Here is a 21,057-nt window from a genome sequence, read left to right as displayed (position 1 = left end):
ACTACGCGGGTATGATACGAAAGAAAAACGGAGTGGGACAATTGTCCACTCCGTTTTTATCTTATAAAGAAGCGAGACGTTCAGTCGTCTCATCGTCAGGTGCGTTCACCATATGATGTGCCACCTGTATTAGACGTTCATACATATATTGGCGTGCCGGACCTTCCATTCCGATTTCATCCATTGCTTCTTTCATTAAGGCAAGCCAGCGTTCCGCGCGCTTCGGCGTAATCTGAAATTTCATATGCCGCGCTCGCATCATCGGATGGCCGTACACATCACTGTACAGTGTATCTCCGCCCAAAAACTGTGTCAGAAACATGAATTGCTTTTGTTCGGTAAGCGCCAAATCTTCAGGGAAGATCGGACTGAGCAGAGGGTCCTTCGCTACACGTGAATAAAATGCGGCTACCAGTTTACGGAGCGTTTCTTCGCCTCCTATAGCCTCGTATGGAATTTGTGACATCATTGCTCGTACATTCCTCCAGATAGTGTGCTTTTTTCATTATACATGATTTTATCTTTCTTGACAGGAGGGTGCAGTGAGGGACATTATGTCTTAGAACAAAAAAGTATCCCTGGCATATCGCACAGGGATAAAAATAGAGGAGTGGTTACAACGTCTTTATTATCCCACATTTTTCCTGTGAAGTTTGTCAAACGATTGGAGCTTTTCCATAAAGTGTACTTCTATTTTTGTCGAATGTGACAAAAATGTGAATAAAATCAAGCAGGATCAACTTATTGTGGTACATTTAAGACATACATACTCGTTAAAACAAGAGGAGAGGAGAGCGTATTCATGGAAAAACAAGCATTCACCAATGCCCTTGTATCCTTGCCTGACCCGGCTGCCCGGTTACTGTTCGCATTGCTTGATAAAAGTAACATTCTTGAACTGCTATCAGGAAAATTAAGTTTAACGTTAGAGAGAGAAGCAGCTCGCGCTAGTGGCTGGTCCAGAAATGAATTGCTGCTTAAGCTGCTTATTCGTTTGAATCAAACCGCCCATAATGAAAAAATTATGTACATAACGAAAGAAGATTTGATTCAGAATACTGGATTGATTATCGATTATGCCATCACTACGCTTACGAAAACAGAAAAAGAATTTCAAGGAGAAACATTGCTGGATCTGCTTGTATATGAAGGTGACAAAATTGAGAATATACGCATAGCAGATGAAGAACATAAACAATCGCTTCGTCCCGATGCGCAAAGTCTCGCTTCGTATATGCAGCGGTTGTTTGAGCCTTCCAGTAAAACTTTGTCCGCTTTTTCTGCACAGCGCTTACGTGAGAGGATGCTGCCGTTTGTTATTTATGCACTGTTTTTATGGAACGAAGAAGTGGTAGAACAAGAAGTCGAGGAGCGTATCCAAAGTTTCCTGAAGTACTGGCAGGAGAAAAAAGGAATATACGATCATTTGCAGGCGAAGATGAAGGAGCATACATATGCTATCGAACTAGAAGAACGATTGCTGGAGCAGAAGACAGGGAATATGAAAGTGCTGCAACGGCAGCTTGATCAAATGGCTGATGAGAGGGAGAATATCAAAACGGCAATTATCCATCGCCTGCCGCACGATATATACAAATTTGATGGCATTTTTGAAGGCAAGGCAAAAACGGTGCTTAACCGGATCGCTGAACTTCAGGAGCGCCGTGCGGAAGCGGAGGAAGCCGAAGAGGGAGAAGAAGGGCTGCTACGAAGCTTGTGGAACCGGATTGATACAAGCATTAGCGATGCTCAGACTGAACGGGAAACCAAACGGCTTACCGCTAAATTGGTAGATGAAATGGTAGCCATGAAGAAAAACATTATCCACCTTCCTGTATACTACATGGACAGGATTAAACAAATCCATGATTGTGATAGTAAAATTCAAGAGATCCGCCGCTGGCGTTATCAATTGGAGCAGGAAGTGGAGAAGCACAAGGAAAAAATCCAGCATCATAAAGTGCATCGTACTACACTGGACCAGCAGATGAAACAGTGGGAAAAAGAATTGTTTTTTTAACACGATCCGAAGCGATGAACGCTTCGGATTTTTTATGACATAAAACAGGGGAGGACAAGAATAACATGTACGGAAGGGAAAAGAGCGGAGGGGGTTGCATTGAAACAGAAATTCGGTAAACAATTGCTATTATATACGCTCGTTCTTGCGGTTCTGTATCTTGGATTTATTAAATATCAGCAATATAGTGCAGACAATTATTTGGCAGAGTTTCGGGCGTTGCACGGTGAAGAGACAATTGAACAAATGGGAACATTGTATAAAGATATCGTGGAGTATCAGGCTACCTACAAGCTAACGCCGCAGGTAAGCGCACAATTGGTTCAAAATCTGCTTGCAACGGGGAAAAAGTTGAAAGATATCGATCAGAAGCTTAAGCAGAAGTATCCGAGGCAACATGTTGATTTTTCGTATTTGTATCAAGATTTATTTCTTGTAGTCAAACAAATACAGGATAAAGCCAATGATGCGAAGTTAGCTGTTATGGTCGTACATGCCGTGGAGGGGATAGGTAATATAAAGGTTCAAATATACAGCAGGCATAAATAAAAACCCCGGCGGGATGCCCGCTGGGATTTTTGTTTACATGAATAACGTAAGAATTTTATATATTACGCCAGCGAGCAACGCTGAAATTGGTAATGTAATGACCCAGGTAATCACAATCCGACGTGCCACGCCCCATTTTACCCCTTTTACACGCTTAGCGGCCCCTACCCCCATAATAGAAGAGGAGACAACATGCGTTGTACTTACAGGAAGATGGATAAGTGTAGCTCCGAAGATAATCAGGGAAGAGGATAAATCCGCCGCAGCGCCGTTCACCGGCTGCAGTTTCATGATTTTCCCCCCTACTGTTTTGATGATTTTCCAGCCGCCGACTGACGTACCAATACCCATCGCAAGGGCGGCGCTAACACGTACCCATGTAGGAATATCAGTAGACGTTTGGAATCCACCAGCGATTAAAGCCAGCGTAATAATTCCCATTGCTTTTTGTGCATCGTTCGTTCCATGTGAGTACGACTGAAGGGCAGCCGTAAAAATTTGAAACGTCCGAAAGCCACGGTTTGTTCTGGTAAGATTAAAGTTTTTAAATACCATGGCAAACAATGACATCATAACAAAACCGAGAGCAAGTGCAATAAACGGCGAGACAATCAAAGATTCAAGAATTTTAATGAAGCCCGTATAGTTAAGTGAGTTAAAACCAGCCGCCGCAATTGCTGCGCCTGCAATTGAACCGATGAGCGCGTGTGAAGAGCTACTGGGAATTCCGTACCACCAGGTAATCAAGTTCCAAGCAATCGCAGAAATTAGGGCGGCGAGCACGACAATTGAGCCGTTTTCGATCGCAAACGGGTCTACGATGCCATTGGTTATTGTTTTGGCAACTCCGGTGAATGTAATTGCACCGATGAAATTCATTGTTGCCGCCATGACAATGGCTACTCGCGGCGATAGCGCACGCGTGGATACCGATGTCGCAATTGCGTTGGCTGTGTCGTGAAAGCCGTTAATAAAATCGAACGCCAGCGCGAGAAATACAATCGCTATAATAAGTATCAAAGTTGTATCCATAAAAAAAGAGCCTCTCCTTACGCGTTACGCATGATGATCGTTTCGAGGGTATCGGCTACATCCTCACAGCTGTCTGAAATGCTTTCGAAGATTTCATACAGCTCTTTATATTGGATAATTTTAATCGGATCTTTTTCGTTTTTGAAAAGTTCCTTAATACAGACGCGCAACAAGTCGTCACACAGTGATTCCAAATCGTTAATCTTAATAGCATGAGGACGAATGTCCATCAGTTTCTTTTTGTTGAGTAGCTTGGTGGAATTTGCTACTTCTTCTGTGCTTTTGAGGATATGTTCGGTGAATTGAATCATATAGTCGTCAGCTTTGGTAATGTTGTACATTTCGAACCGGGAAGCGCATTGTTCCATTCCGTCAAGAATGTCATCCATCGCATTCGCCAATTCCAGGATATCTTCACGCTCAAGGGGGGTAATGAACGTTTTATTCAGCGCCACGATGATCTCGTGAATGTACCGATCGCCTTTTGTTTCGTATTCTTTCATCTTTGTGGAAAATTCTTTCAAATCCGCTTCGTTTTTGATTTTGAAGTCAACGAAATACTGGGCGGCTTCTTTTACGTTTTCCGCGATGGTGGAAAGCATCTCCAGGAACACGTCTCGTTTTGCCGAGAAAATCATGCAACAATACCTCCAAAAGTTTCAAAAGTTTTTTCATACAAAGTTTATTTTAGCAAATCATGTCGAACATTGAAATCTTAATTAAATTTTTACTGAAAGACAATGGCGCACTTATAAAATTTACACAAACTTTACAAACTATCCGTCATTCCTTTATTACCATATAATAATAACCGACCTAACGGAAAATGACGCAAATGGTTTGTGTTTTGCAAAGGTCTACTTCATACTATTTTCATACGAAAACGAAAAAACATGCGTAAGGGAGATAAAATATGATATCCATTGGATTTATCGGCGCGGGCAGGCTAGGTACAGCGTTCGGACTTTATCTTGTGCGCCGGGGGATACAGGTGGCCGGATATTATAGCCGCACATACGCACATGCGAAAGACGCAGCTGATTTGCTGGGAGGAGAGGTGCAGGCATTTCACAGTCTGAGGGAGTTGCTGGAACATAGCGATTGGGTGGCGATTGCAACGAATGACGGCGCCATTCCACAAATTGCCAGGGACATTGCCGAAAGCGGGGTACATATAAAAGAAAAGGTAGTATTTCATATGAGCGGAGCCGCTACATCTACCTTGTTGGCGCCGCTTGCGGATAAGGGTGCGCTTGTAGCTTCCCTGCATCCGCTTCAATCTTTTGCAGACGGTATCTCTGGTGCCCGAGCGATGGAAGAAGCTGTATTCAGTGTGGAAGGACACGAAGAAGCAGTAGTACGTTTAAGTAAATGGGTGGACAAGCTAGGGCATACGCGATTTTTGTTAGATGCGGAACATAAACCACTCTATCATGCAGCTGCGAGTGTTGCGTCTAATAGTCTAGCCGGGGTTATCGGCTACGCGGTTGAATTGATGATGAAGGTTGGCATGGATGAGGAGAAATCCCTGAGCGCGCTTGCTCCGCTTATTAAGACGACTGTATGCAATGTACTGGATAAAGGGGCGGCACGCGCGTTAACCGGCCCTGTGGCACGAGGAGACATTGGGACTGTTGCCATGCATCTGCAGGCACTGGATAAAACGAATCCGGAGCTTGTATCCTTCTATAAAGAACTGGGAAAGGTTACGCTTGCAACGGCTAAACGTGAACAATTACGGAACGAGGACGCTATTCGTCAGCTTAGCAAGCTACTTGAATAATTTTCCGGTTTTGTTTACATATATGTGCGGTAGATAGCTATATATACAAGTTTGATATATGAACATACTACAATGCACATATCAAATCAGGACATGTTATGTATATAGAAAAGGTGACGAAGATAATGGTTCAACGCTTTTTATTTATCGTTTGTATTGCGCTGCTTGTCTCATATGAAATCGGTTTTAACAGCTTGTTTATTATTTTACTGCTGCTGCCGCTAACCGTTCAGGATAAGGATATCGATCGCATCCGGGGAACAAGTCGCCAGGAGTGGTTTACGAATACGTTTGTGCTGCTGGTAATTGTAATAATGGGTATTATTTCGACGTTCTTATTCCAAGCGAACGACGCTTTGCACGCCTGGGCGCAGAAGCAGCCTTTTTACATCGATGCAAACGCGTTCATGGCTTCAATTCCATATAATGATGGTTCGATTTTCTGGTTACGGGACTTATCTTCAAGCGATCCGTTGTATGACGTATATGTCATTGGATTTATCGCTGTTTATTTATTATATGCGGTATATGCTTATGTGACAGCGAACCGGGAAACGTTGGTGCGGCTGCTGTTTATTAACTGGCTTGTGCATGCCGTCATTGCCCTACCATTTTACTTATTTTTTAACGTGCATGAAGTATGGTCAACCATTGGGTATGATTGGGGCCATATTCCTTATACGGTGAAGAACTGCTTTCCGAGTCTACATACGTCAGTGGCGTTTTCCTGCATGCTGTTGGCTTTGCGTGAAAACAAGCAATTTGCAGCCTTTTGGGGGCTATATAGTGCATTGATTATTTTTACTACATTGTATTTGCGTATTCATTGGGTGCTGGATGTAGCTGGAGGTCTTGTACTTGGTTGGATATTATACTGGATAGCGAATGCATTCGCACCGATGATACTTGCACGTCTCGCGGTGAGGGACGCTGTACGAGTGTCTGGTCGCGTGCTGCCGCATTCGCTCCCTGTAACTGCAGCTAAAAGAGAAGTTATACAACGTCTTAATCGTTAATAAAGTGAATATAGGTGAAAATAAGCGAAGGGGGGCAATAGCCCTCTTTTTTTTTTGAAGATGGCTGATTATGCCGAAGCGAAAGGATGAGGTTGATCAGGGGGACTAGGAGGAGTGTCAAAGCCACGTAAACATTGCTTGTGATCGTCTAGCGTGCAAAATTGGCAAGATGCAGGCTTCACATAACGTCGCATTCGGATTGCCAGTGCATTCAAGAGCATGGTAAGTTCCATGCGTTCAGTTTCTTCCAGAACGAATTTCACGCCGTATTCATGGAATTCATCTCTTCCTTCGATTTTTCTGACGATATATCCGTGAAAGCTCAGGTTACGGTCCATGATGCGAGTTTGAAATTCTAATACAATATAAGGATTTACCGGGATTTTGAGGCTGGTCAAAAAACGCAAGCCGCCAGGGCCGATGTCAAGAATACATGTTTTCGTACGATTTGTATTGATTTGATTGCCTTTAATCCGAACGATAGTCATCTCAGCGCATAGAGGTTTGGGGAATGTTTGCCTAAAATGCTGCCGTTTATTTTGTTCCATAGTATATTTCCTTCCCTTTTTGTGAAATCTTTACTTTTTATTTTATACGTCTTAAGATGCAAGAGACATCGTACTTTTGGATTATTATATTTTTTGTTTTTTTTATGAATATCTTGTCCCTTTTTTTACTAAAGTGCTGGAATTATAAAGTAGAAAGGCACAGGGTGCCGGAGGTGAGGAGGTGAATGTTATGGCAGTAACAGGAACGGTTTCTAGTGTGCAAATGGTACTTTTGTTTCAGGATGGTGTAGATGGGAAGGGCAATGTAAAGCTGGCGAAAAAGGTATACAAAAATGTGGCAAAGACAGCCAAGCCAGAAGATGTATATGAAGTTGCTGAAGCCTTGGCCGATTTGCAAATGCTGTCTCTTGCAGGTGTACAGCATATTATTGCAAATGATTTGGCAGAGTAACGTAGAGAAGAAGGGGGAGAGATAGATATGAAAACACTGGAGATGATATTTGCGACGAGTGATGGTGGTACTATGCGCATTACAGTTTCAAATCCAAAAATTCCTATTGATCCGGCGCAGGTGACTGCTGTCATGGATCTTGTGGTCGCCAAACAACTCTTTGCTACAATGTCAGGGAGGATTATAGGTAAGAAATCGGCGCGCGTAGTTGACCAGACGGCGACTCCTGTTTCCATTGCGTAAGGAGAAGGTCATGAATGAGTGGATAGCTTTTATTTCAAATGTAGGGTTTCCAGTTGCCATTACGCTGTACTTGCTTGTGCGTATTGAAGCGAAGCTTGAGCAGTTGACGACATCCATCGCCCAGCTTGCGCAATCCATCCATTCCGTAAAAGAATGAATAAAAAGACGGTTTCACTTTTTAAAGTGGAACCGTTTTTGTTTTTGTACGTATATTCAAGCAGAGGGTTATAAATTTTGTATAAACGTTACGATTTTCATAACAATTTAGTACAGGTGAAAATGTTATAATGAAAATAAAGCGTTTTCATGAAAGGAGCATTATTTAAATGAAAGAGGCAGCGGATGCGGCAACCCATCCGAAATTGTATGAGATTCGATTGCTCATTTGTGTAGCACAAGCGGACGGATATTTAGATGATGAAGAGATGGAGCGGATTTTTCATCAAGTTAACCTTGATATTTTCACTGTGCGGGAGCGCCAGGTGTTCCATGATGATTTAGAGAATGCGAAGGACCCAGAAGTATTGGCACGGGAAGTAAGTCCGTATCTAAGTGTTCCGGAAAAAATGATGCTTCTCCGTAAAATGTTTAAGCTTGCAGCTCTCGATAAAGATATAGCGAAGGAAGAGATCTCTGTTATTTATACAATCGGGCATGCGCTTGACATTGCAAGGAGCAAGATAGAACAAGTTGAATCCTGGGTAATAGAAGGTATTTCTTGGCTTAAGCGCTGGGATAGCATCATAGGGAGCGAAAGTTCCGTCAAAGATAAAAATATCACTTATTAAGCTTTTTGTACGGCAGGAAAACGCATACATTCGTAGAATTAATACTGCAGGAAAACATTGCGTATTGTAGAGAAATGGGGGGCGAATGTATGAGTAATGAAGTAGCAGCAAAAGCTAATGTCTTATTCGAAAAAGAAGGGCATCTGGCATTCGTAACACTGAATCGTCCAGATGCGTTGAATTGTTTTGATTATGATATGCTGGTGCAGTTGGAAAGTACTCTTGAGCAAATTCGCTTCGACAGGGAGATTCGGGCTGTTATATTTACTGGTGCCGGAGAGAAGTCTTTCAGCACGGGCGCAGATTTGAAAGAACGGCGGACAATGAGCGAGGCGCAAGTGCGCAGGTTCATTTATAAAATCCGTTCCGTATTCGATATGGTAGAAGAATTGCCTCAACCGACAATTGCAGCGGTGAACGGCTTCTGCTTCGGCGGTGGATTCGAGATGGCGCTAGCCTGCGATTTTCGCTATGCAGTTGATTCGGCAAAGCTTGGTATGACAGAAGTCAGCTGGGCTATTATCCCCGGCGCCGGGGGCACACAACGCTTACCTCGCTTAATCGGTAAAGGAAAGGCGAAAGAGTTGATTTTGACCGCACGTAAAATTGATGCTATCACAGCAGAGCAACTAGGTATTTTGAATGGGATAACGACACGTGAAGAATTGCTTCCGAAGTGCCGGGAGCTGGCGGAAGAAATTATGCAAAACGGTCCACTGGCTGTCATTCAGGCTAAATATGCGATTAATTACGGCATGGAAGTCGATATAAAGACCGGTATGAAGATTGAAACAAAGGCGTACGAAGTGATTATTCCGACAAAGGATCGCATAGAGGCGCTTAACGCTTTTAGTGAAAAGCGTAAACCGGAATTTAAAGGAGAATAAATTATGATATAGAAAACGCGCCGTCTTTTGCATTATCGGCGCGTCTTCTTTGTGGAAAAAGGACAAGCAGCCAGAGCCCGCAAGTTTTTCTTATCTAGAATGTTACAAGGCCCATATTTTTACGGACTTTATCCATGGTTGTAGAAGCTACCGCATGTGCGCGTTCAGCACCATCTTTTAGGATATCTGTAAGTTCGGGACTATTAATCCAACGTTTGTATTCTTCCTGAATCGGTGTAAGAGCACTGACTACCACTTCGGCTAAATCCTTCTTGAAATCACCGTATCCTCTTCCTTCATAGCGAGCCACAATTGCATCGATTGACTCGCCAGAGCAAGCGGAGTAAATCGTCAATAAATTGCTCACAGCCGGTTTATTTTCCTTATCGTAGCGTACGGTGCCTTCCGAGTCAGTAACAGCACGTTTTATTTTCTTAACAATTACACTTGGTTCGTCGAGCAGAGCAATATAGCTACCTGCATTTGGATTGCTTTTGCTCATTTTTTTTGTCGGATCGTCAAGCGACATGATGCGTCCCCCGAACTCCTGAATCATCGGTTCGGGAATAACGAATGTTTCCCCGTACTTCTTATTGAAGCGAGCTGCCATATCTCGCGTGAATTCAAGATGCTGCTTCTGATCCTCGCCTACCGGAACATGTGTCGTATTATAGAGCAAAATATCAGCCGCCATTAATGCCGGATAGGTTAAAAGTCCACCAGTAACGATTTCTTTGCCTGCGGATTTATCTTTGTATTGGGTCATACGCTCCAGTTCGCCGATATATCCGGTGCACTGCATCAGCCAACCGAGTTCAGCATGCTCAGGCACTTGCGATTGGATAAACAAAATGGACTTCTTCGGATCGATACCAATACTTACATACATTGCAGCCAATTGTAACGTATACTCACGCAGTTCATTGGCTTCTTTTGGCACGGTTAGCGAATGCAAATTAACGATAGAGTAAATACAATTTCCTTCATCCTGTAGATCAACAAAACGTTTCATCGCCCCGATGTAGTTGCCCAGCGTAAAGTTACCGCTTGGCTGTACGCCGGAAAAAATCTGTTTCATTTAAAATTCCACTCCTTTATATGTAAAATAAAAAAATCCCCCATCCGCAAGGGACGAGGGACCGTGGTGCCACCCTAATTAACCGTAATCGCCGGTTCGCTTACTCCCGTATAACGGAGGGAAGCCCGCCACTGTCTACTGATATGCACGTTCGACAGGGAGCTCGGAAGTCCATTCAGTCAGGGAGTACGTACCGGGATTCCAGCTTCCCCGGCTCTCTGTAACGTCTCGATCTGCTTACTCTTCTTCGTCATTGCCTTTATTATTGGAATTGGAACTAATGATAATACAAAATGACCATAGTTTTCAAGTGCTAGTACTACATAACATCGTTTTTATGCAATTCTTCGTAAATTCTCGGAATTAATTCACGGGCGAATAGCTTTTTCTCTGACAAGGGGGAGGTAGGGTCACAATTTTGCAGATACCCGTAGATAAACCCTTCGAGCTGCTCATAGCTAGGTTGCCAGGAAGAAAACCAGCGCTTAACTTGTAGCACAATATCGGCTTGAAGTGAATTGGCCGTCTTATTGTACATATCGCACCTCTTTTCTTAAATTTGCTTATCTACTTTATATACCCAAAAAATAAAACACCTCTCCAACTTTTTGGTGAGGTGCTACTATATATTTTTCTTCATCATGTAGTTTTCCTTATATGAATTGTAAAGTTAAGCGGGATAGTTATCCTTTTTTAATTTGCATGGTTCCCATTCATCGCACTCCGATTTGTATGACTCGGCTTGTTCGGACAGCAACGCTCCGCAACGCGCACATGTCTTTTTCGGAAGGTTGTTATAGAACTCAGATACTGGAATCATAGTTGACGCCTCCTTTTTTTATTATTGTAATATAACAGTTGCGATTTTTCAACATTCTGTTGTAGCATAAATAAAATAGTTTTATATATATTTCTCTTTTATTCGGCGTATTTCTCTCTCATACTAATTATTTAGCATTTTTCAACTACTCTGCCTATTTGTATATAGAAGGTGTAATAAGAAAGTGAACGTTGCATTTTTGTTATATGACAGAGAAGAAACAGGTCTTGCTTATTTTAAAGCAAGACCTGTTTCTTCTTGGATTATATGTGTGAAGATGGTTGTTGTGTCGGAGACTGTGCCGTTGCCTTTTGTTGTCGCAGCTTATTTACGCCCTGATAAATGCTGAATCCGGCAGCAGCCAGCTCGGAGATTTTATCTGCCCAGCGCCGATCTTTCGTTACCATTTTTTCCTGTACGGTTTCTGATGCGATCGTAAGTCCTCGTCCGATGGAATCTACCGCTTCGAAACTGCTATCAAGTTTATCCATCTTTGTAGCGATGTCACTTGAAATACGATTCATTTCCCCGAGCGAGACATCAACGCTCGCCATCAGTTGATCGACGTTCCCCTGTACACGGCGTACGGTTTCATCTGTATTCCTAATCAAGGGAATTAAGTTACGGAAGAAGATAACCATATAAATTGTAAGAATAGCGACAGCGATAGCCACCACAATAACCGCAATCGTAATCGCAAGCTCCATCCATGTCACTCCTTTGCTTCAAGTGGTTACTTGTTTATTACCGCAACTTCATAAAAAATAAACACCCCGACCTGTCTCGATCGGGGGGCGAAATGTCTTATTTCGTCACGGTGATGATTTTGTTGTAGTGACCCGGGTGCGCATGGTCTGGTTCGCATAAAATGATAATCTGGCCATTATCTTCGTAAACCGAACTGATTTCCATCGTCCCGATACTTTGTGTGTTGATGTCAAGACAGAAGTGAAGGCATTGGTTTTTCGTACCCATAATTTCCGCTGATACTTTTTTAAGAATCCCTTTAATTTCTTTTTTTTCCTGATTGGTTTCCACCTGCACGGTTACTTTTTTCCCTGTTAACCCTACCAAGCTCTTCTTTGCATCTGTTTGCAGTTCCTGTAACGTCTTTGGCTTGTTTTCCTTCTTTAATACGCTCCTGAAAAAACTAACCATAATTCCTCTCCTTATTTTGCCTGCGAGGTTAGCTGACGGGTTCGGACATAAGGTTGAATGCCCTACACCAGAGGTGATTCACCCCTATTGCGTGGGTCCCCCGCTCCTTTCGGATTCGGCGCATTGAATCATGATTGAATCATAATAAGACACAAGACATCGATTGTCAATTAGATTTTTAGCGCACAAGATTTACGTGCTTTGGATGCTTTCCCTACTGTCAATTTACCATTACAATAGGGTAGGAAAACATAAAAAGGGTGTCGAATACGTAGGAAAAGGCAACAGGAGGAATTATAACATGGTACGACAATTCCTGCGCAGGATGTTTGCGGGACGAAAAAATGATAAGGAACACGAAACGATGTCGGAGCACTCAGAGGCAGAATCATATGAAGAAGACATGGAGGCGACCAAAGAGGAGGAACCTGAGCCGGCTTTTACTTTCGAAACTGCTGCAAAATCCGAAAATTTGGAAGTGCCTCGTGCCGAGCCTCGTATGTACGTGATTACGCGTGATAAAATTGAACATCATAGCTATAGAGAAATGATGAACCTCGTTGAAGAAATTCTTGAACAAGTGGAGCTTGGCCTACGCAGCGAAGGCCGCCTGCAGCTTCGTCTCTCACGGGAGCTTGCAGAGGAAACGGATGAGTTCTTCGCCAAGCGTATCGGAAAGTACATTGAAGGAGCCGAGCGCGAGACGTATGATGCTACTGCTTTTTTTGACTGGCAAGACGAGGAGACGGCCAGGATTTACCGGACATACGTGCTGCCTGCGCATCCTGAGAAGCAGCAAACATTCCTGCAGGGACGTCTAGTAATGATTTATGATACGTGTGATGCACTTGCATGGGATGCGCGTCGAATTGGGAAAGCATTTGCCGAAGCAATTCATTGGAAGTTAACGGAGGAAGATTTCAGCCATTTTGAGAAGTGGATGGATGCGATTTCGCAGAGTCTTCAAGGCGAGGAGAATGAATTGATTGCAGAACAGCAAGAACATGAAGCTAGCGGGCAACAATTGAAGGAGGAAAAGGAAGATGAATTCGCCCGTATTACACCAATCCAAGTGTCTCGCGGAGAAGTCGAAAGTGAAGATATTGCTAAATTAACTACTTTTTTTGATCATACCTTATCCGATCCGGAGCAAATACTTGAGAAAAAAGGTGGGCTTGTATTTTCTTTTTATGGGTTCTCCGGTGAACTCGAAGATGTGATGGGGGACGAAGCGGTGAATGCCTGGGCCAGCCGTCTTGTGGAACAATACCCGTATGTGTTTTATTTTTTGAATGATCAATATGTACCAATGACGCGCTTTGTTACATCAATGGTCGTGAAGTCCCGTGTAGAAGGCGACGAAGTTGTATATGATGAGCAGGAGTTGGAAGAGTTTGTGAAATTTATTAGCGGTGCACTGGCCCGTATTGCAGAGTGGACGGGAGAAGACCCCCGTCAAGTTATAGAGGAATTCGAACGGAAGCTATTTGGCTAATCGGGCAAGTATTTTGAAAAGCCCGCCCGTACCTTTTTTTATCATAAAGCGTACGATGTGAAAAACGGAGGTATCGGGTATGAAACTAATCTCTATTTCTCGCCGTAAAGCGTTTGAAAAGTTGCTTGAAAGATTGCGTCAGAACGGAGCCGGCAAGGCTGTTACCTGTTATGAGAACGTATGGTGTTTTTGTCTGCCTGAGAAAGAATACAAGGCGCATGCCGAGTTGTTTCGTTCGTTTGGAGCCCATGTAGAGAGCGACGTGAAGGTACGATTGCACGCTAAGGAGATTGTGCCCTGGGGCATAAAGAAAATGGGCGCGCCTGATTTATGGAAAACAACCACGGGCAATGAAATCAAGGTTGCGGTAATTGATACGGGCATCTCGCGCCGTCATCCTGATTTGCGCGGTCAGGTAAAAGGCGGAATTGATTTTATTAAAGGAGCGGGCAAACCCTCAGATTCGCGCGGGCATGGAACCCATGTGGCCGGTACTATTGCTGCGCTCTTGAATGGGCGCGGAGTAGTTGGGATGGCTCCGCGGGCTTCTTTATACGACATACGTGCATTCTATCCGGACGGGACGGCGGACCTGCGTACGATTATTGCCGGCATCAATTGGGCAGTGGCCAATCGTATGGATGTTATTAATATGAGTTTTGGTATAGAGGAAAACAGTCCAGCGTTACATGCGGCAATTAAAAGGGCAGCTGCTGCAGGTATTTATTTGGTGGCGTCAGCCGGCAATAATGGTGGCGCATTGGAATACCCGGCACGCTATCCTGAAGTAATTGCAGTAGGAGCGATAGATAAACAGGGGAAATTGGCCTCATTCAGCTCCAGAGGACGGGGAATGGATGTGGCGGCACCCGGCGTGAATATTTACTCAACATGGCCAGGAGGAAAGTATCGGTCGTTAGACGGTACATCCATGGCGGCCGCCCATATCTCAGGAATGACCGCACTGCAGCTTGCCAGCAAAAATCGCAAAGTGTCTGCACGGCGCATCAAACATTATCTACGTCGCTCTTTGCCTGCATAGAGAACAATAAATGAAATGGTAAGGAAGAGATACGATGGAAGAAAATAAACAGGACGAATTACGAAAAGAGACACACCACAAAGTAATTGAGAGATTGCAGCGTTCCCTTCCGGAAGGTTGGCATGCCGAAAGCGAAGAAGGGAAAGAAAACACCATTGTTCTCTTTCATGGACAGCAGCGGGATGGTGGTATTCATGTAAAGCTTGACCCATTATTCGCCAAGGTAGAGCAGCATGAATCAGACAAGGAGCAATGGATTGAAGAATTTGTGGAGAAAGTCATTCTGATTGCGCACGAAGCGACGCAAAATCATACTGTACGAGGCAGTGAAACAAAATTATATCCAGTGCTACGCCACCCTTCTTTCATAAAGGAAAATCATCGCAATATGGTGTGGCGTGAGCATACAGCAGAAACGATCGTGTTGTATGCGCTGGATTTGGAGTCGAGTTATACGCTAATCACCCGTGATATGCTGAAGGAAGCAGAGCTGACGGAGGATGAATTGCATGAGGCAGCGCTAAATAATTTGGCACGGCTCGAAAGCACGCCAAAGCGTGACAAGGTAGGAGATAATGTATTCTACTTTTTTACAGAGCCTGATAGTTATAGCGCTAGCCGCGCATTAAATCAGGATTTGCTTTCCTGGATGCGGCAAAAAATCAACGGAAAAATGGGCATTGCTCTTCCGCACCAAGATGTATTGATTGTCGCAGACTTAGCCGATGCTAAGGGTGCGTATATGCTGGCACAAATCGCTGTTGATTTTTCCATGCGAGGTAATATTCCGATTTCGCCGATTCCGTTTATGTATACGGAGGATGGCCTTGAACCGTATATGGTGATGCGCAATCCAAAATCACGTCATAAATATCCGAGTCACGGCGGCAGAAAGAAGCGGCCACCAGAAAGATAAAGCGATAATGTACTACAGGAAACCGGCATGTTAGCATGTCGGTTTTTGTTGTATATTATCGAAAGAATATTTTAATTATTTTTAAAAAAATATTTATTTTGCTAGCTTTTTCATATATAGTAATTGGTGGATTCAGATTCCAAAAATAAAAGGAGGCATTTGTTCATGCAGCTGGCTTCTCCATCGTTACATCCGAATGTTGAAAAATTCCTCAAGGAACCGAAAAAACTATTGATTAATGGTCAATGGGTGGAAGCTGCAAACGGTAAGACGTTTGCTACGGTAAACCCGGCTACGAAGGAAGTACTGTGCCATGTCGCCGAGGGCGACGCCGAGGATATTGACAAAGCGGTAAAAGCAGCGAGAGCGGCTCTCAGCGGCCCTTGGAGCAAGGTAAGTCCGTCGCAGCGCGGACAACTTTTGTATCGTCTGGCCGATTTGATTGAACAAAATGCGGAGGAATTGGCTCAGTTAGAGACGCTGGATAACGGAAAACCGATTCGGGAGACGTCGAATGCGGATGTGCCGCTGACGGTGGACCATTTCCGCTACTATGCAGGCTGGGCGACGAAGATTTATGGGCAGACTATTCCGGTCTCCGTTCCGGATTATTTTAACTATACGAAACGGGAGCCAGTCGGTGTGGTCGGCCAAATCATTCCGTGGAATTTCCCGCTTCTTATGGCGGCATGGAAGCTGGGCGCAGCTCTTGCCTGCGGCAATACAGTTGTATTGAAGCCGGCGGAACAGACTCCGTTATCGGCGATTCGCCTGGGCGAACTTATTATGGAAGCCGGATTCCCGGAAGGCGTAGTGAATATTGTAACCGGATTTGGCGAGACGGCAGGACAGCCGCTTGTCGAGCATTATGATGTAGACAAAATTGCGTTTACTGGTTCTACAGAAATCGGACGTCTGATTATGCAAAAAGCAGCGGGAACACTGAAGAAGATTTCCTTAGAATTGGGCGGCAAGTCGCCGAATATTATTCTGCCGGATGCCGACATGTCACGGGCGATTCCGGGAGCGCTAAGCGGCATTTTCTTCAATCAGGGACAAGTATGCTGCGCAGGCTCACGCCTGTATGTGCATAAAAAAGTATATGACAATGTGCTGAGCGATATGGTGTCCCATGCTCAAAAGATTAAAGTGGGCAACGGGCTATCACCGGATACGGAGATGGGACCGCTCGTATCCTCTGAACAGTTCAGCCGCGTTACCGATTACATTGACATCGGTAAAAAAGAAGGAGCACAAATCATTAGCGCTGTACGGGAAGATGAAGCGCTAGAGCAGGGCTATTTCGTTACGCCAACGGTATTCTCTGAAGTAACGGATGAGATGACCATTGCCCAGGAAGAAATTTTCGGACCGGTATTGGCGGCAATGCCATTCGAAGATATAGATGATTTAGTTGAGCGGGCCAACCGCACAACATATGGGCTTGCTGCAGGCGTATGGACACAGGATGTTTCTAAAGCTCATAGAATCGCGGATCGTATCAGGGCAGGTACGGTTTGGGTGAATTGCTATAATGTGTTCGATGCAGCTTCTCCGTTCGGTGGATATAAGCAAAGTGGTATTGGACGTGAAATGGGCAGCTACGCACTCGAATTGTATACAGAAGTAAAGAGTGTGTGGGTAAATATTCGCTAGAGCAACAAGTAATGTTGCAATAAGATAAAAAACAAGGGAGCAGAATGCCTTACGGCGCTTCTGCTCCCTTGTTGATGGATAAGAAACGATATGTCGCTGTAAAGCAAGAAAGCAACATATCGTTTCTTTCGATCGTATCACTTGAAAAATTCGTGAGGCGTATGTCACGATAGGCGAAAAAGGCCGCGTGCAGGCGCCCGTGAGTTTTTCGCCCGTGGAAATACAAAGAAAGATAGTTGTTAGATTATTTAAAAAATACTATTATTACCGTAAATAATGTGTTAGACTTCAGTAAATGGTATACAATATACTTCGTTGGAAGAAGGTGTGTTTTATGAAACTTTGTATGTAAGGCACAGTTGAATCGATTAATATGACAGAATATTTAGTCTAAAGTAGGTGCTGGCAGTAAAAGGGACAATTAGGCAAGGAGGGGTATGCATGAACTGGGATGTAGCGCATATCATTTATGCGTTGGGGGCTATCACTGTCGTAGTGGCGATGCTTTTTCGCAAAGGAGTCATTATTCCTTCACTCGTTACTACCTTTTTGCTGGGTTGGGCGTATAAAGGAGGATTCGGCGAAGGAATCGTAGCAGGATTGGCCGCAATTTACACCGCAAATATCATGGCGGCGAAAGAGTTATTCAGCATTATTTTGCTGATTGCATTCATGGTGGGAATGTTGAATGCGCTTAAAGAGCTTGGTGCTGACCGAAAAATGATTACACCCATCCAGGGAATTATGGTAAATGGACATGCGGCTTACTGGATTTTATTCGTAGCCACGGCGTTGTTATCTACGGCATTCTGGCCAACTCCAGCCGTTCCTCTGGTTGCAGCTGTATTAATACCGGTTGCTCTGCGAGTCGGATTGCCGCCAATAGGTATTGCAATCGCGATTACGCTGGCTGGACAAGGAATGGCACTGTCAGCCGATGCATTGATGCAGGTAGCACTGTCAGCCGATGCATTGATGCAGGTAGCACCGGCACTGTCTGCCAAGGCGGCCGGGATGCCTCAATTGTCGGAAGCAATATGGATAAAATCAATTGTACTCACGTTAATTGTCGGTGGTGTAGCGAGCGTCATCTCATACGTCCGTATTGCCAAAACGATTAAGAAGCCGGCAGGTATGCAAAAAGAGGAAGCACAGCTAGATGAATTGGACGGGACGTATTTTGAAGAAGGCGAAGCAGAGGCAGCCGCTACGCTAGAGTTTATGCCCCAAAAAGAATCAGGGGCTACTGCAACTTTTTTCGCTGTCTTTACTATTGTCATGTTCTTGCTTGATATTGTCGCGATGAGCGTGTTTGATATTAAAGGAGGGGATGCCGGGGCATTAATTGGAGGAACCGCAGCTATTATTATGCTTGTGGCGACGATCGTCAAGCATAAAGGGGATGCATTCGAAGAAATAGGAGAGCGATTGACTGAAGGATTTGGCTTTGCTATTAAAATTATGGGATCTATTATTCCGATTGCCGCTTTCTTCTTTTTGGGTGGACAGGAGCATTCCACTGCTGTGTTCGGCGAAGGGGCACCGGGGTTTTTGTTTGATATTGTAGAGGGCATACAAGCTTATATTCCGAGCAATGAGTTTATTGCCGCATTCGGCGTGCTGCTTGTAGGCATTCTGTGTGGGATTGACGGGTCTGGATTTGCCGGCCTGCCAATTACAGGAGCTCTTGCCGGTGCATTATCACACGGGACAGGCATCGATACGTCGATGTTGGCGGCAGTAGGACAAATAGGTTCCATTTGGTCTGGAGGTGGTACATTTATCGCGTGGTCATCGTTAATCGCTGTTGCTGCGTTTGTAGGCGTCTCCCCTATTGAACTGGCACGAAAGAACTTTTTGCCCGTTATGACTGGACTTATCATTGCTACTATACTTGCCGTTATCATTTGGTAAGCATAATGAACAAAAAGCCGTTGGCCTAATGGATTATACCACATGGTCAGCGGCTTTTTGGGGCTTTTTTTCGGTTAGCGCAGATGCATTAAATAAAGCTGTAGCGATTGTTTTAGCCATGTTGCGCACCGATTTTTCATTCGCATTTTGCAGCATCATATAATTGTAAGGACCGATCGTATTTACAATACCTTTGATATGAATATCGCCTACTTGTGGAAGTGACTTTTTCATGCTGTTGCCTGGAAAAAGAGGGCCTTCCAATAGCTGAATATAGCCAATATGGTGCAGGTGACCGAGAGAAGCATCAACTGCCACGATAAATGGATGATTGTATTTTTCATGGATTTCTTGCATCGTATCTTGTAGATTCAATGCATGCACCGGCTCCTTAATCGTGCCGTAGATATGCGTATTTTTCAGTTCACTGTCCTGAAGCAGTGTGCCTATCATCGGTCCAAGCGCATCACCGATCGCTTTAATTGTTCCAATGCAGACGAATACAAGCGGTCTTTCTCCAGCTGCCCTAAATAGAAGTGTCAGGCTTTTACATAAATGGACAGCGGCGTTTCTTTCCTTATAATGTATTTGTATAATCACATCTATCTCTCCAAATATATTTTTTCTATATTATACCACATCACACAAAGTCCTCTTTTTCTGCTGCAACCATAGAGCAAAAATACATAAACATGCTACTTATTTATTCAATTATGGTATACAATATACAATATAAAGGATAAAAAAACAATGAGATAGGGAGGCATATTTGTGAACATGTATGATTTGCAGCAAATGACCTGGCCGGAAATTAAGGAAGCGTTAAATCAAGCAAAATTGGCAGTTATACCGATCGGAGCGCATGAACAGCATGGACCGCATATGGTAGAAAGCTGTGATGCTGTATTGGCGAAGAGAATGGCGGATAAACTGGCTACACGGCTTCACCCGCTTACTATTGTCGCCCCTACAATCACAATGGGCGTATCGCCGCACCATATGAATTTTCCTGGTACAATTTCGTTGCAACCGGAAACGATGGTGAGTCTGTTGCGGGATATTACCGTCTCATTAAAGCATCATGGCATTATAAACTTTCTCTGGTTGAATGCACATGGAGGCAATCAATCTACATTGTCTATTGCTTGTCAGAAGTTGAGCGTTGAGCTAGATGTAACAATTTATTATGCAAAAACGACGGCCAGTGCAAGCGAGGTTTATAAAGATTATATTTCTTCCTCACCATTTGGCCATAGTTGTGAACGGGAAGTATCTGAAGCGTATTATCTGGCACCGGAATTGCTGAGGGAGGATTGTTTGCAGGGGGGACAGTTAAATGAAAACCCTCGTTGGCGTCATCTACGCCCGGGTAATCCGCTTCAAGGGTTCTATCATTATGAAGAAATGACGAAAAACGGATGTATTGGAGACGCCACGCGAGGCAGCTATGAGCTTGGAGAGAAAATCGTAGAGACGGCACTGGAGCGGTTGGAAGAGGAGATACGTTTTTTATTGTATACGCAACATTCTGTAAATAATTTATAGAAAAATCTAATTTTTAAATAAAATTCGTTGACACGCTATTTTTATGTGTTAATATAAAAGCAAGAAAAGTTTTGGTATACAATATACTTAAAAGGTGGTCCGCTTGTTATGCTAAATTAGAAATGAAGCAGAATAAAAGGACAAGCTCTAATTTT

General features: G+C 43.9%; 25 protein-coding genes, 1 riboswitch and 1 other annotated feature. Of the genes, 15 read left to right on the top strand and 10 right to left on the bottom strand.

Annotated features, from left to right (window positions below):
• Positions 1-61 precede the first annotated feature (61 nt).
• On the bottom strand, positions 62-466 hold the full coding sequence (locus AF333_RS24810; RefSeq protein ID WP_043068295.1) for a globin domain-containing protein: 405 nt from the start codon (positions 464-466) through the stop codon (positions 62-64).
• Positions 467-802: 336 nt separating this feature from the next.
• Between AF333_RS24810 and AF333_RS24805 the strand changes: the two genes are divergently transcribed.
• Complete coding sequence (locus tag AF333_RS24805) at positions 803-2,020, top strand: hypothetical protein (protein WP_043068102.1); 1,218 nt, start codon at positions 803-805, stop codon at positions 2,018-2,020.
• A gap of 99 nt (positions 2,021-2,119) precedes the next feature.
• Complete coding sequence (locus tag AF333_RS24800; RefSeq protein ID WP_043068101.1) at positions 2,120-2,569, top strand: hypothetical protein; 450 nt, start codon at positions 2,120-2,122, stop codon at positions 2,567-2,569.
• A gap of 33 nt (positions 2,570-2,602) precedes the next feature.
• Here the strand turns inward: AF333_RS24800 and AF333_RS24795 are convergent, their stop codons facing one another.
• Entirely contained in the window at positions 2,603-3,601 is a 999-nt protein-coding gene (locus AF333_RS24795) for an inorganic phosphate transporter (protein ID WP_043068100.1), read from the bottom strand.
• Between the two features lie 17 nt (positions 3,602-3,618).
• Positions 3,619-4,239 carry a DUF47 domain-containing protein gene (locus AF333_RS24790; RefSeq protein WP_043068099.1) on the bottom strand — a complete coding sequence of 207 codons (621 nt, stop codon included), beginning with the start codon at positions 4,237-4,239 and terminating at the stop codon, positions 3,619-3,621.
• A 275-nt stretch (positions 4,240-4,514) separates the two neighbouring features.
• On the opposite strand from AF333_RS24790, the gene AF333_RS24785 reads away from it, so the two are divergent.
• Both AF333_RS24785 and AF333_RS24780 read left to right on the top strand, forming a co-directional pair.
• On the top strand, positions 4,515-5,384 hold the full coding sequence (locus AF333_RS24785) for a Rossmann-like and DUF2520 domain-containing protein (protein ID WP_043068098.1): 870 nt from the start codon (positions 4,515-4,517) through the stop codon (positions 5,382-5,384).
• Between the two features lie 125 nt (positions 5,385-5,509).
• The gene (locus tag AF333_RS24780; protein WP_043068097.1) at positions 5,510-6,400 is read left to right on the top strand and encodes a phosphatase PAP2 family protein; all 891 of its coding nucleotides are present in this window, start codon (positions 5,510-5,512) and stop codon (positions 6,398-6,400) included.
• Between the two features lie 68 nt (positions 6,401-6,468).
• Here the strand turns inward: AF333_RS24780 and AF333_RS24775 are convergent, their stop codons facing one another.
• Positions 6,469-6,948: a PilZ domain-containing protein gene (locus AF333_RS24775; protein ID WP_052812342.1), complete on the bottom strand. Its 480-nt coding sequence runs from the start codon at positions 6,946-6,948 to the stop codon at positions 6,469-6,471.
• A 190-nt stretch (positions 6,949-7,138) separates the two neighbouring features.
• Between AF333_RS24775 and AF333_RS24770 the strand changes: the two genes are divergently transcribed.
• The 5 genes from AF333_RS24770 to AF333_RS24755 all read left to right on the top strand — a co-directional run bounded on the left by AF333_RS24770 (position 7,139) and on the right by AF333_RS24755 (position 9,278).
• Positions 7,139-7,360: a DUF1659 domain-containing protein gene (locus AF333_RS24770; protein WP_043068096.1), complete on the top strand. Its 222-nt coding sequence runs from the start codon at positions 7,139-7,141 to the stop codon at positions 7,358-7,360.
• A 27-nt stretch (positions 7,361-7,387) separates the two neighbouring features.
• Positions 7,388-7,603, top strand: a complete 216-nt coding sequence (locus AF333_RS24765; protein ID WP_043068095.1) for a DUF2922 domain-containing protein — start codon at positions 7,388-7,390, stop codon at positions 7,601-7,603.
• 10 nt (positions 7,604-7,613) lie between these two features.
• A complete protein-coding gene (locus AF333_RS32395; protein WP_074714763.1) occupies positions 7,614-7,760 on the top strand; it encodes a YvrJ family protein in 147 nt (48 codons plus the stop codon).
• Positions 7,761-7,929: 169 nt separating this feature from the next.
• Positions 7,930-8,391 carry a tellurite resistance TerB family protein gene (locus AF333_RS24760; RefSeq protein ID WP_043068094.1) on the top strand — a complete coding sequence of 154 codons (462 nt, stop codon included), beginning with the start codon at positions 7,930-7,932 and terminating at the stop codon, positions 8,389-8,391.
• A gap of 89 nt (positions 8,392-8,480) precedes the next feature.
• Entirely contained in the window at positions 8,481-9,278 is a 798-nt protein-coding gene (locus tag AF333_RS24755) for an enoyl-CoA hydratase-related protein (RefSeq protein ID WP_043068093.1), read from the top strand.
• A gap of 94 nt (positions 9,279-9,372) precedes the next feature.
• Here the strand turns inward: AF333_RS24755 and trpS are convergent, their stop codons facing one another.
• The 5 genes from trpS to AF333_RS24735 form a co-directional block, all read right to left on the bottom strand.
• Complete coding sequence (gene trpS / locus AF333_RS24750) at positions 9,373-10,356, bottom strand: tryptophan--tRNA ligase (protein ID WP_043068092.1); 984 nt, start codon at positions 10,354-10,356, stop codon at positions 9,373-9,375.
• A 46-nt stretch (positions 10,357-10,402) separates the two neighbouring features.
• Positions 10,403-10,619 (bottom strand) — a binding site (T-box leader).
• 56 nt (positions 10,620-10,675) lie between these two features.
• Positions 10,676-10,894: a hypothetical protein gene (locus AF333_RS24745; protein WP_043068091.1), complete on the bottom strand. Its 219-nt coding sequence runs from the start codon at positions 10,892-10,894 to the stop codon at positions 10,676-10,678.
• 132 nt (positions 10,895-11,026) lie between these two features.
• Positions 11,027-11,176, bottom strand: a complete 150-nt coding sequence (gene yhfH, locus AF333_RS32390) for a protein YhfH (RefSeq protein WP_074714760.1) — start codon at positions 11,174-11,176, stop codon at positions 11,027-11,029.
• 263 nt (positions 11,177-11,439) lie between these two features.
• Positions 11,440-11,883 (bottom strand): DUF948 domain-containing protein, encoded by a 444-nt coding sequence (locus tag AF333_RS24740; protein WP_043068090.1) that lies wholly within the window; start codon positions 11,881-11,883, stop codon positions 11,440-11,442.
• Positions 11,884-11,980: 97 nt separating this feature from the next.
• Positions 11,981-12,334 (bottom strand): hypothetical protein, encoded by a 354-nt coding sequence (locus AF333_RS24735; protein ID WP_043068089.1) that lies wholly within the window; start codon positions 12,332-12,334, stop codon positions 11,981-11,983.
• A 2-nt stretch (positions 12,335-12,336) separates the two neighbouring features.
• Positions 12,337-12,465, bottom strand: a riboswitch (cyclic di-AMP (ydaO/yuaA leader).
• A gap of 170 nt (positions 12,466-12,635) precedes the next feature.
• Between AF333_RS24735 and AF333_RS24730 the strand changes: the two genes are divergently transcribed.
• The 5 genes from AF333_RS24730 to AF333_RS24710 all read left to right on the top strand — a co-directional run bounded on the left by AF333_RS24730 (position 12,636) and on the right by AF333_RS24710 (position 19,357).
• Positions 12,636-13,829: a hypothetical protein gene (locus AF333_RS24730; protein WP_043068088.1), complete on the top strand. Its 1,194-nt coding sequence runs from the start codon at positions 12,636-12,638 to the stop codon at positions 13,827-13,829.
• A gap of 79 nt (positions 13,830-13,908) precedes the next feature.
• Positions 13,909-14,871 (top strand): S8 family peptidase, encoded by a 963-nt coding sequence (locus tag AF333_RS24725; protein WP_043068087.1) that lies wholly within the window; start codon positions 13,909-13,911, stop codon positions 14,869-14,871.
• Positions 14,872-14,905: 34 nt separating this feature from the next.
• Complete coding sequence (locus AF333_RS24720; protein WP_043068086.1) at positions 14,906-15,787, top strand: DUF1444 family protein; 882 nt, start codon at positions 14,906-14,908, stop codon at positions 15,785-15,787.
• Between the two features lie 165 nt (positions 15,788-15,952).
• Positions 15,953-17,443 (top strand): aldehyde dehydrogenase family protein, encoded by a 1,491-nt coding sequence (locus AF333_RS24715; RefSeq protein ID WP_043068085.1) that lies wholly within the window; start codon positions 15,953-15,955, stop codon positions 17,441-17,443.
• 441 nt (positions 17,444-17,884) lie between these two features.
• Positions 17,885-19,357 (top strand): hypothetical protein, encoded by a 1,473-nt coding sequence (locus tag AF333_RS24710; RefSeq protein WP_043068084.1) that lies wholly within the window; start codon positions 17,885-17,887, stop codon positions 19,355-19,357.
• 33 nt (positions 19,358-19,390) lie between these two features.
• On the opposite strand, the gene yyaC is transcribed toward AF333_RS24710, so the two are convergent.
• Positions 19,391-19,957 carry a spore protease YyaC gene (yyaC, locus tag AF333_RS24705; RefSeq protein ID WP_052812341.1) on the bottom strand — a complete coding sequence of 189 codons (567 nt, stop codon included), beginning with the start codon at positions 19,955-19,957 and terminating at the stop codon, positions 19,391-19,393.
• Between the two features lie 177 nt (positions 19,958-20,134).
• Between yyaC and AF333_RS24700 the strand changes: the two genes are divergently transcribed.
• A complete protein-coding gene (locus tag AF333_RS24700) occupies positions 20,135-20,902 on the top strand; it encodes a creatininase family protein (RefSeq protein ID WP_307723417.1) in 768 nt (255 codons plus the stop codon).
• Positions 20,903-21,057 lie beyond the last annotated feature (155 nt).

Origin of the sequence: Aneurinibacillus migulanus (genome assembly GCF_001274715.1) — a bacterium.
In the GTDB taxonomy this organism is placed as follows: Bacteria; Bacillota; Bacilli; order Aneurinibacillales; family Aneurinibacillaceae; genus Aneurinibacillus; species Aneurinibacillus migulanus.
Note: the sequence above shows the minus strand (reverse complement) of the source record. Positions and strands in the feature narration are given on the sequence as shown.

Excerpts from the sequence above, each read along its gene's own strand:
- AF333_RS24810 (WP_043068295.1), bottom strand. The coding sequence starts at position 466 with ATGTCACAAATTCCATACGAGGCTATAGGAGGCGAAGAAACGCTCCGT.
- AF333_RS24805 (WP_043068102.1), top strand. The coding sequence starts at position 803 with ATGGAAAAACAAGCATTCACCAATGCCCTTGTATCCTTGCCTGACCCG.
- AF333_RS24795 (WP_043068100.1), bottom strand. The coding sequence starts at position 3,601 with ATGGATACAACTTTGATACTTATTATAGCGATTGTATTTCTCGCGCTG.
- AF333_RS24790 (WP_043068099.1), bottom strand. The coding sequence starts at position 4,239 with ATGATTTTCTCGGCAAAACGAGACGTGTTCCTGGAGATGCTTTCCACC.
- AF333_RS24785 (WP_043068098.1), top strand. The coding sequence starts at position 4,515 with ATGATATCCATTGGATTTATCGGCGCGGGCAGGCTAGGTACAGCGTTC.
- AF333_RS24780 (WP_043068097.1), top strand. The coding sequence starts at position 5,510 with ATGGTTCAACGCTTTTTATTTATCGTTTGTATTGCGCTGCTTGTCTCA.
- AF333_RS24775 (WP_052812342.1), bottom strand. The coding sequence starts at position 6,948 with ATGGAACAAAATAAACGGCAGCATTTTAGGCAAACATTCCCCAAACCT.
- AF333_RS24770 (WP_043068096.1), top strand. The coding sequence starts at position 7,139 with ATGGCAGTAACAGGAACGGTTTCTAGTGTGCAAATGGTACTTTTGTTT.
- AF333_RS24765 (WP_043068095.1), top strand. The coding sequence starts at position 7,388 with ATGAAAACACTGGAGATGATATTTGCGACGAGTGATGGTGGTACTATG.
- AF333_RS32395 (WP_074714763.1), top strand. The coding sequence starts at position 7,614 with ATGAATGAGTGGATAGCTTTTATTTCAAATGTAGGGTTTCCAGTTGCC.
- AF333_RS24760 (WP_043068094.1), top strand. The coding sequence starts at position 7,930 with ATGAAAGAGGCAGCGGATGCGGCAACCCATCCGAAATTGTATGAGATT.
- AF333_RS24755 (WP_043068093.1), top strand. The coding sequence starts at position 8,481 with ATGAGTAATGAAGTAGCAGCAAAAGCTAATGTCTTATTCGAAAAAGAA.
- trpS (WP_043068092.1), bottom strand. The coding sequence starts at position 10,356 with ATGAAACAGATTTTTTCCGGCGTACAGCCAAGCGGTAACTTTACGCTG.
- AF333_RS24745 (WP_043068091.1), bottom strand. The coding sequence starts at position 10,894 with ATGTACAATAAGACGGCCAATTCACTTCAAGCCGATATTGTGCTACAA.
- yhfH (WP_074714760.1), bottom strand. The coding sequence starts at position 11,176 with ATGATTCCAGTATCTGAGTTCTATAACAACCTTCCGAAAAAGACATGT.
- AF333_RS24740 (WP_043068090.1), bottom strand. The coding sequence starts at position 11,883 with ATGGAGCTTGCGATTACGATTGCGGTTATTGTGGTGGCTATCGCTGTC.
- AF333_RS24735 (WP_043068089.1), bottom strand. The coding sequence starts at position 12,334 with ATGGTTAGTTTTTTCAGGAGCGTATTAAAGAAGGAAAACAAGCCAAAG.
- AF333_RS24730 (WP_043068088.1), top strand. The coding sequence starts at position 12,636 with ATGGTACGACAATTCCTGCGCAGGATGTTTGCGGGACGAAAAAATGAT.
- AF333_RS24725 (WP_043068087.1), top strand. The coding sequence starts at position 13,909 with ATGAAACTAATCTCTATTTCTCGCCGTAAAGCGTTTGAAAAGTTGCTT.
- AF333_RS24720 (WP_043068086.1), top strand. The coding sequence starts at position 14,906 with ATGGAAGAAAATAAACAGGACGAATTACGAAAAGAGACACACCACAAA.
- AF333_RS24715 (WP_043068085.1), top strand. The coding sequence starts at position 15,953 with ATGCAGCTGGCTTCTCCATCGTTACATCCGAATGTTGAAAAATTCCTC.
- AF333_RS24710 (WP_043068084.1), top strand. The coding sequence starts at position 17,885 with ATGAACTGGGATGTAGCGCATATCATTTATGCGTTGGGGGCTATCACT.
- AF333_RS24700 (WP_307723417.1), top strand. The coding sequence starts at position 20,135 with ATGTATGATTTGCAGCAAATGACCTGGCCGGAAATTAAGGAAGCGTTA.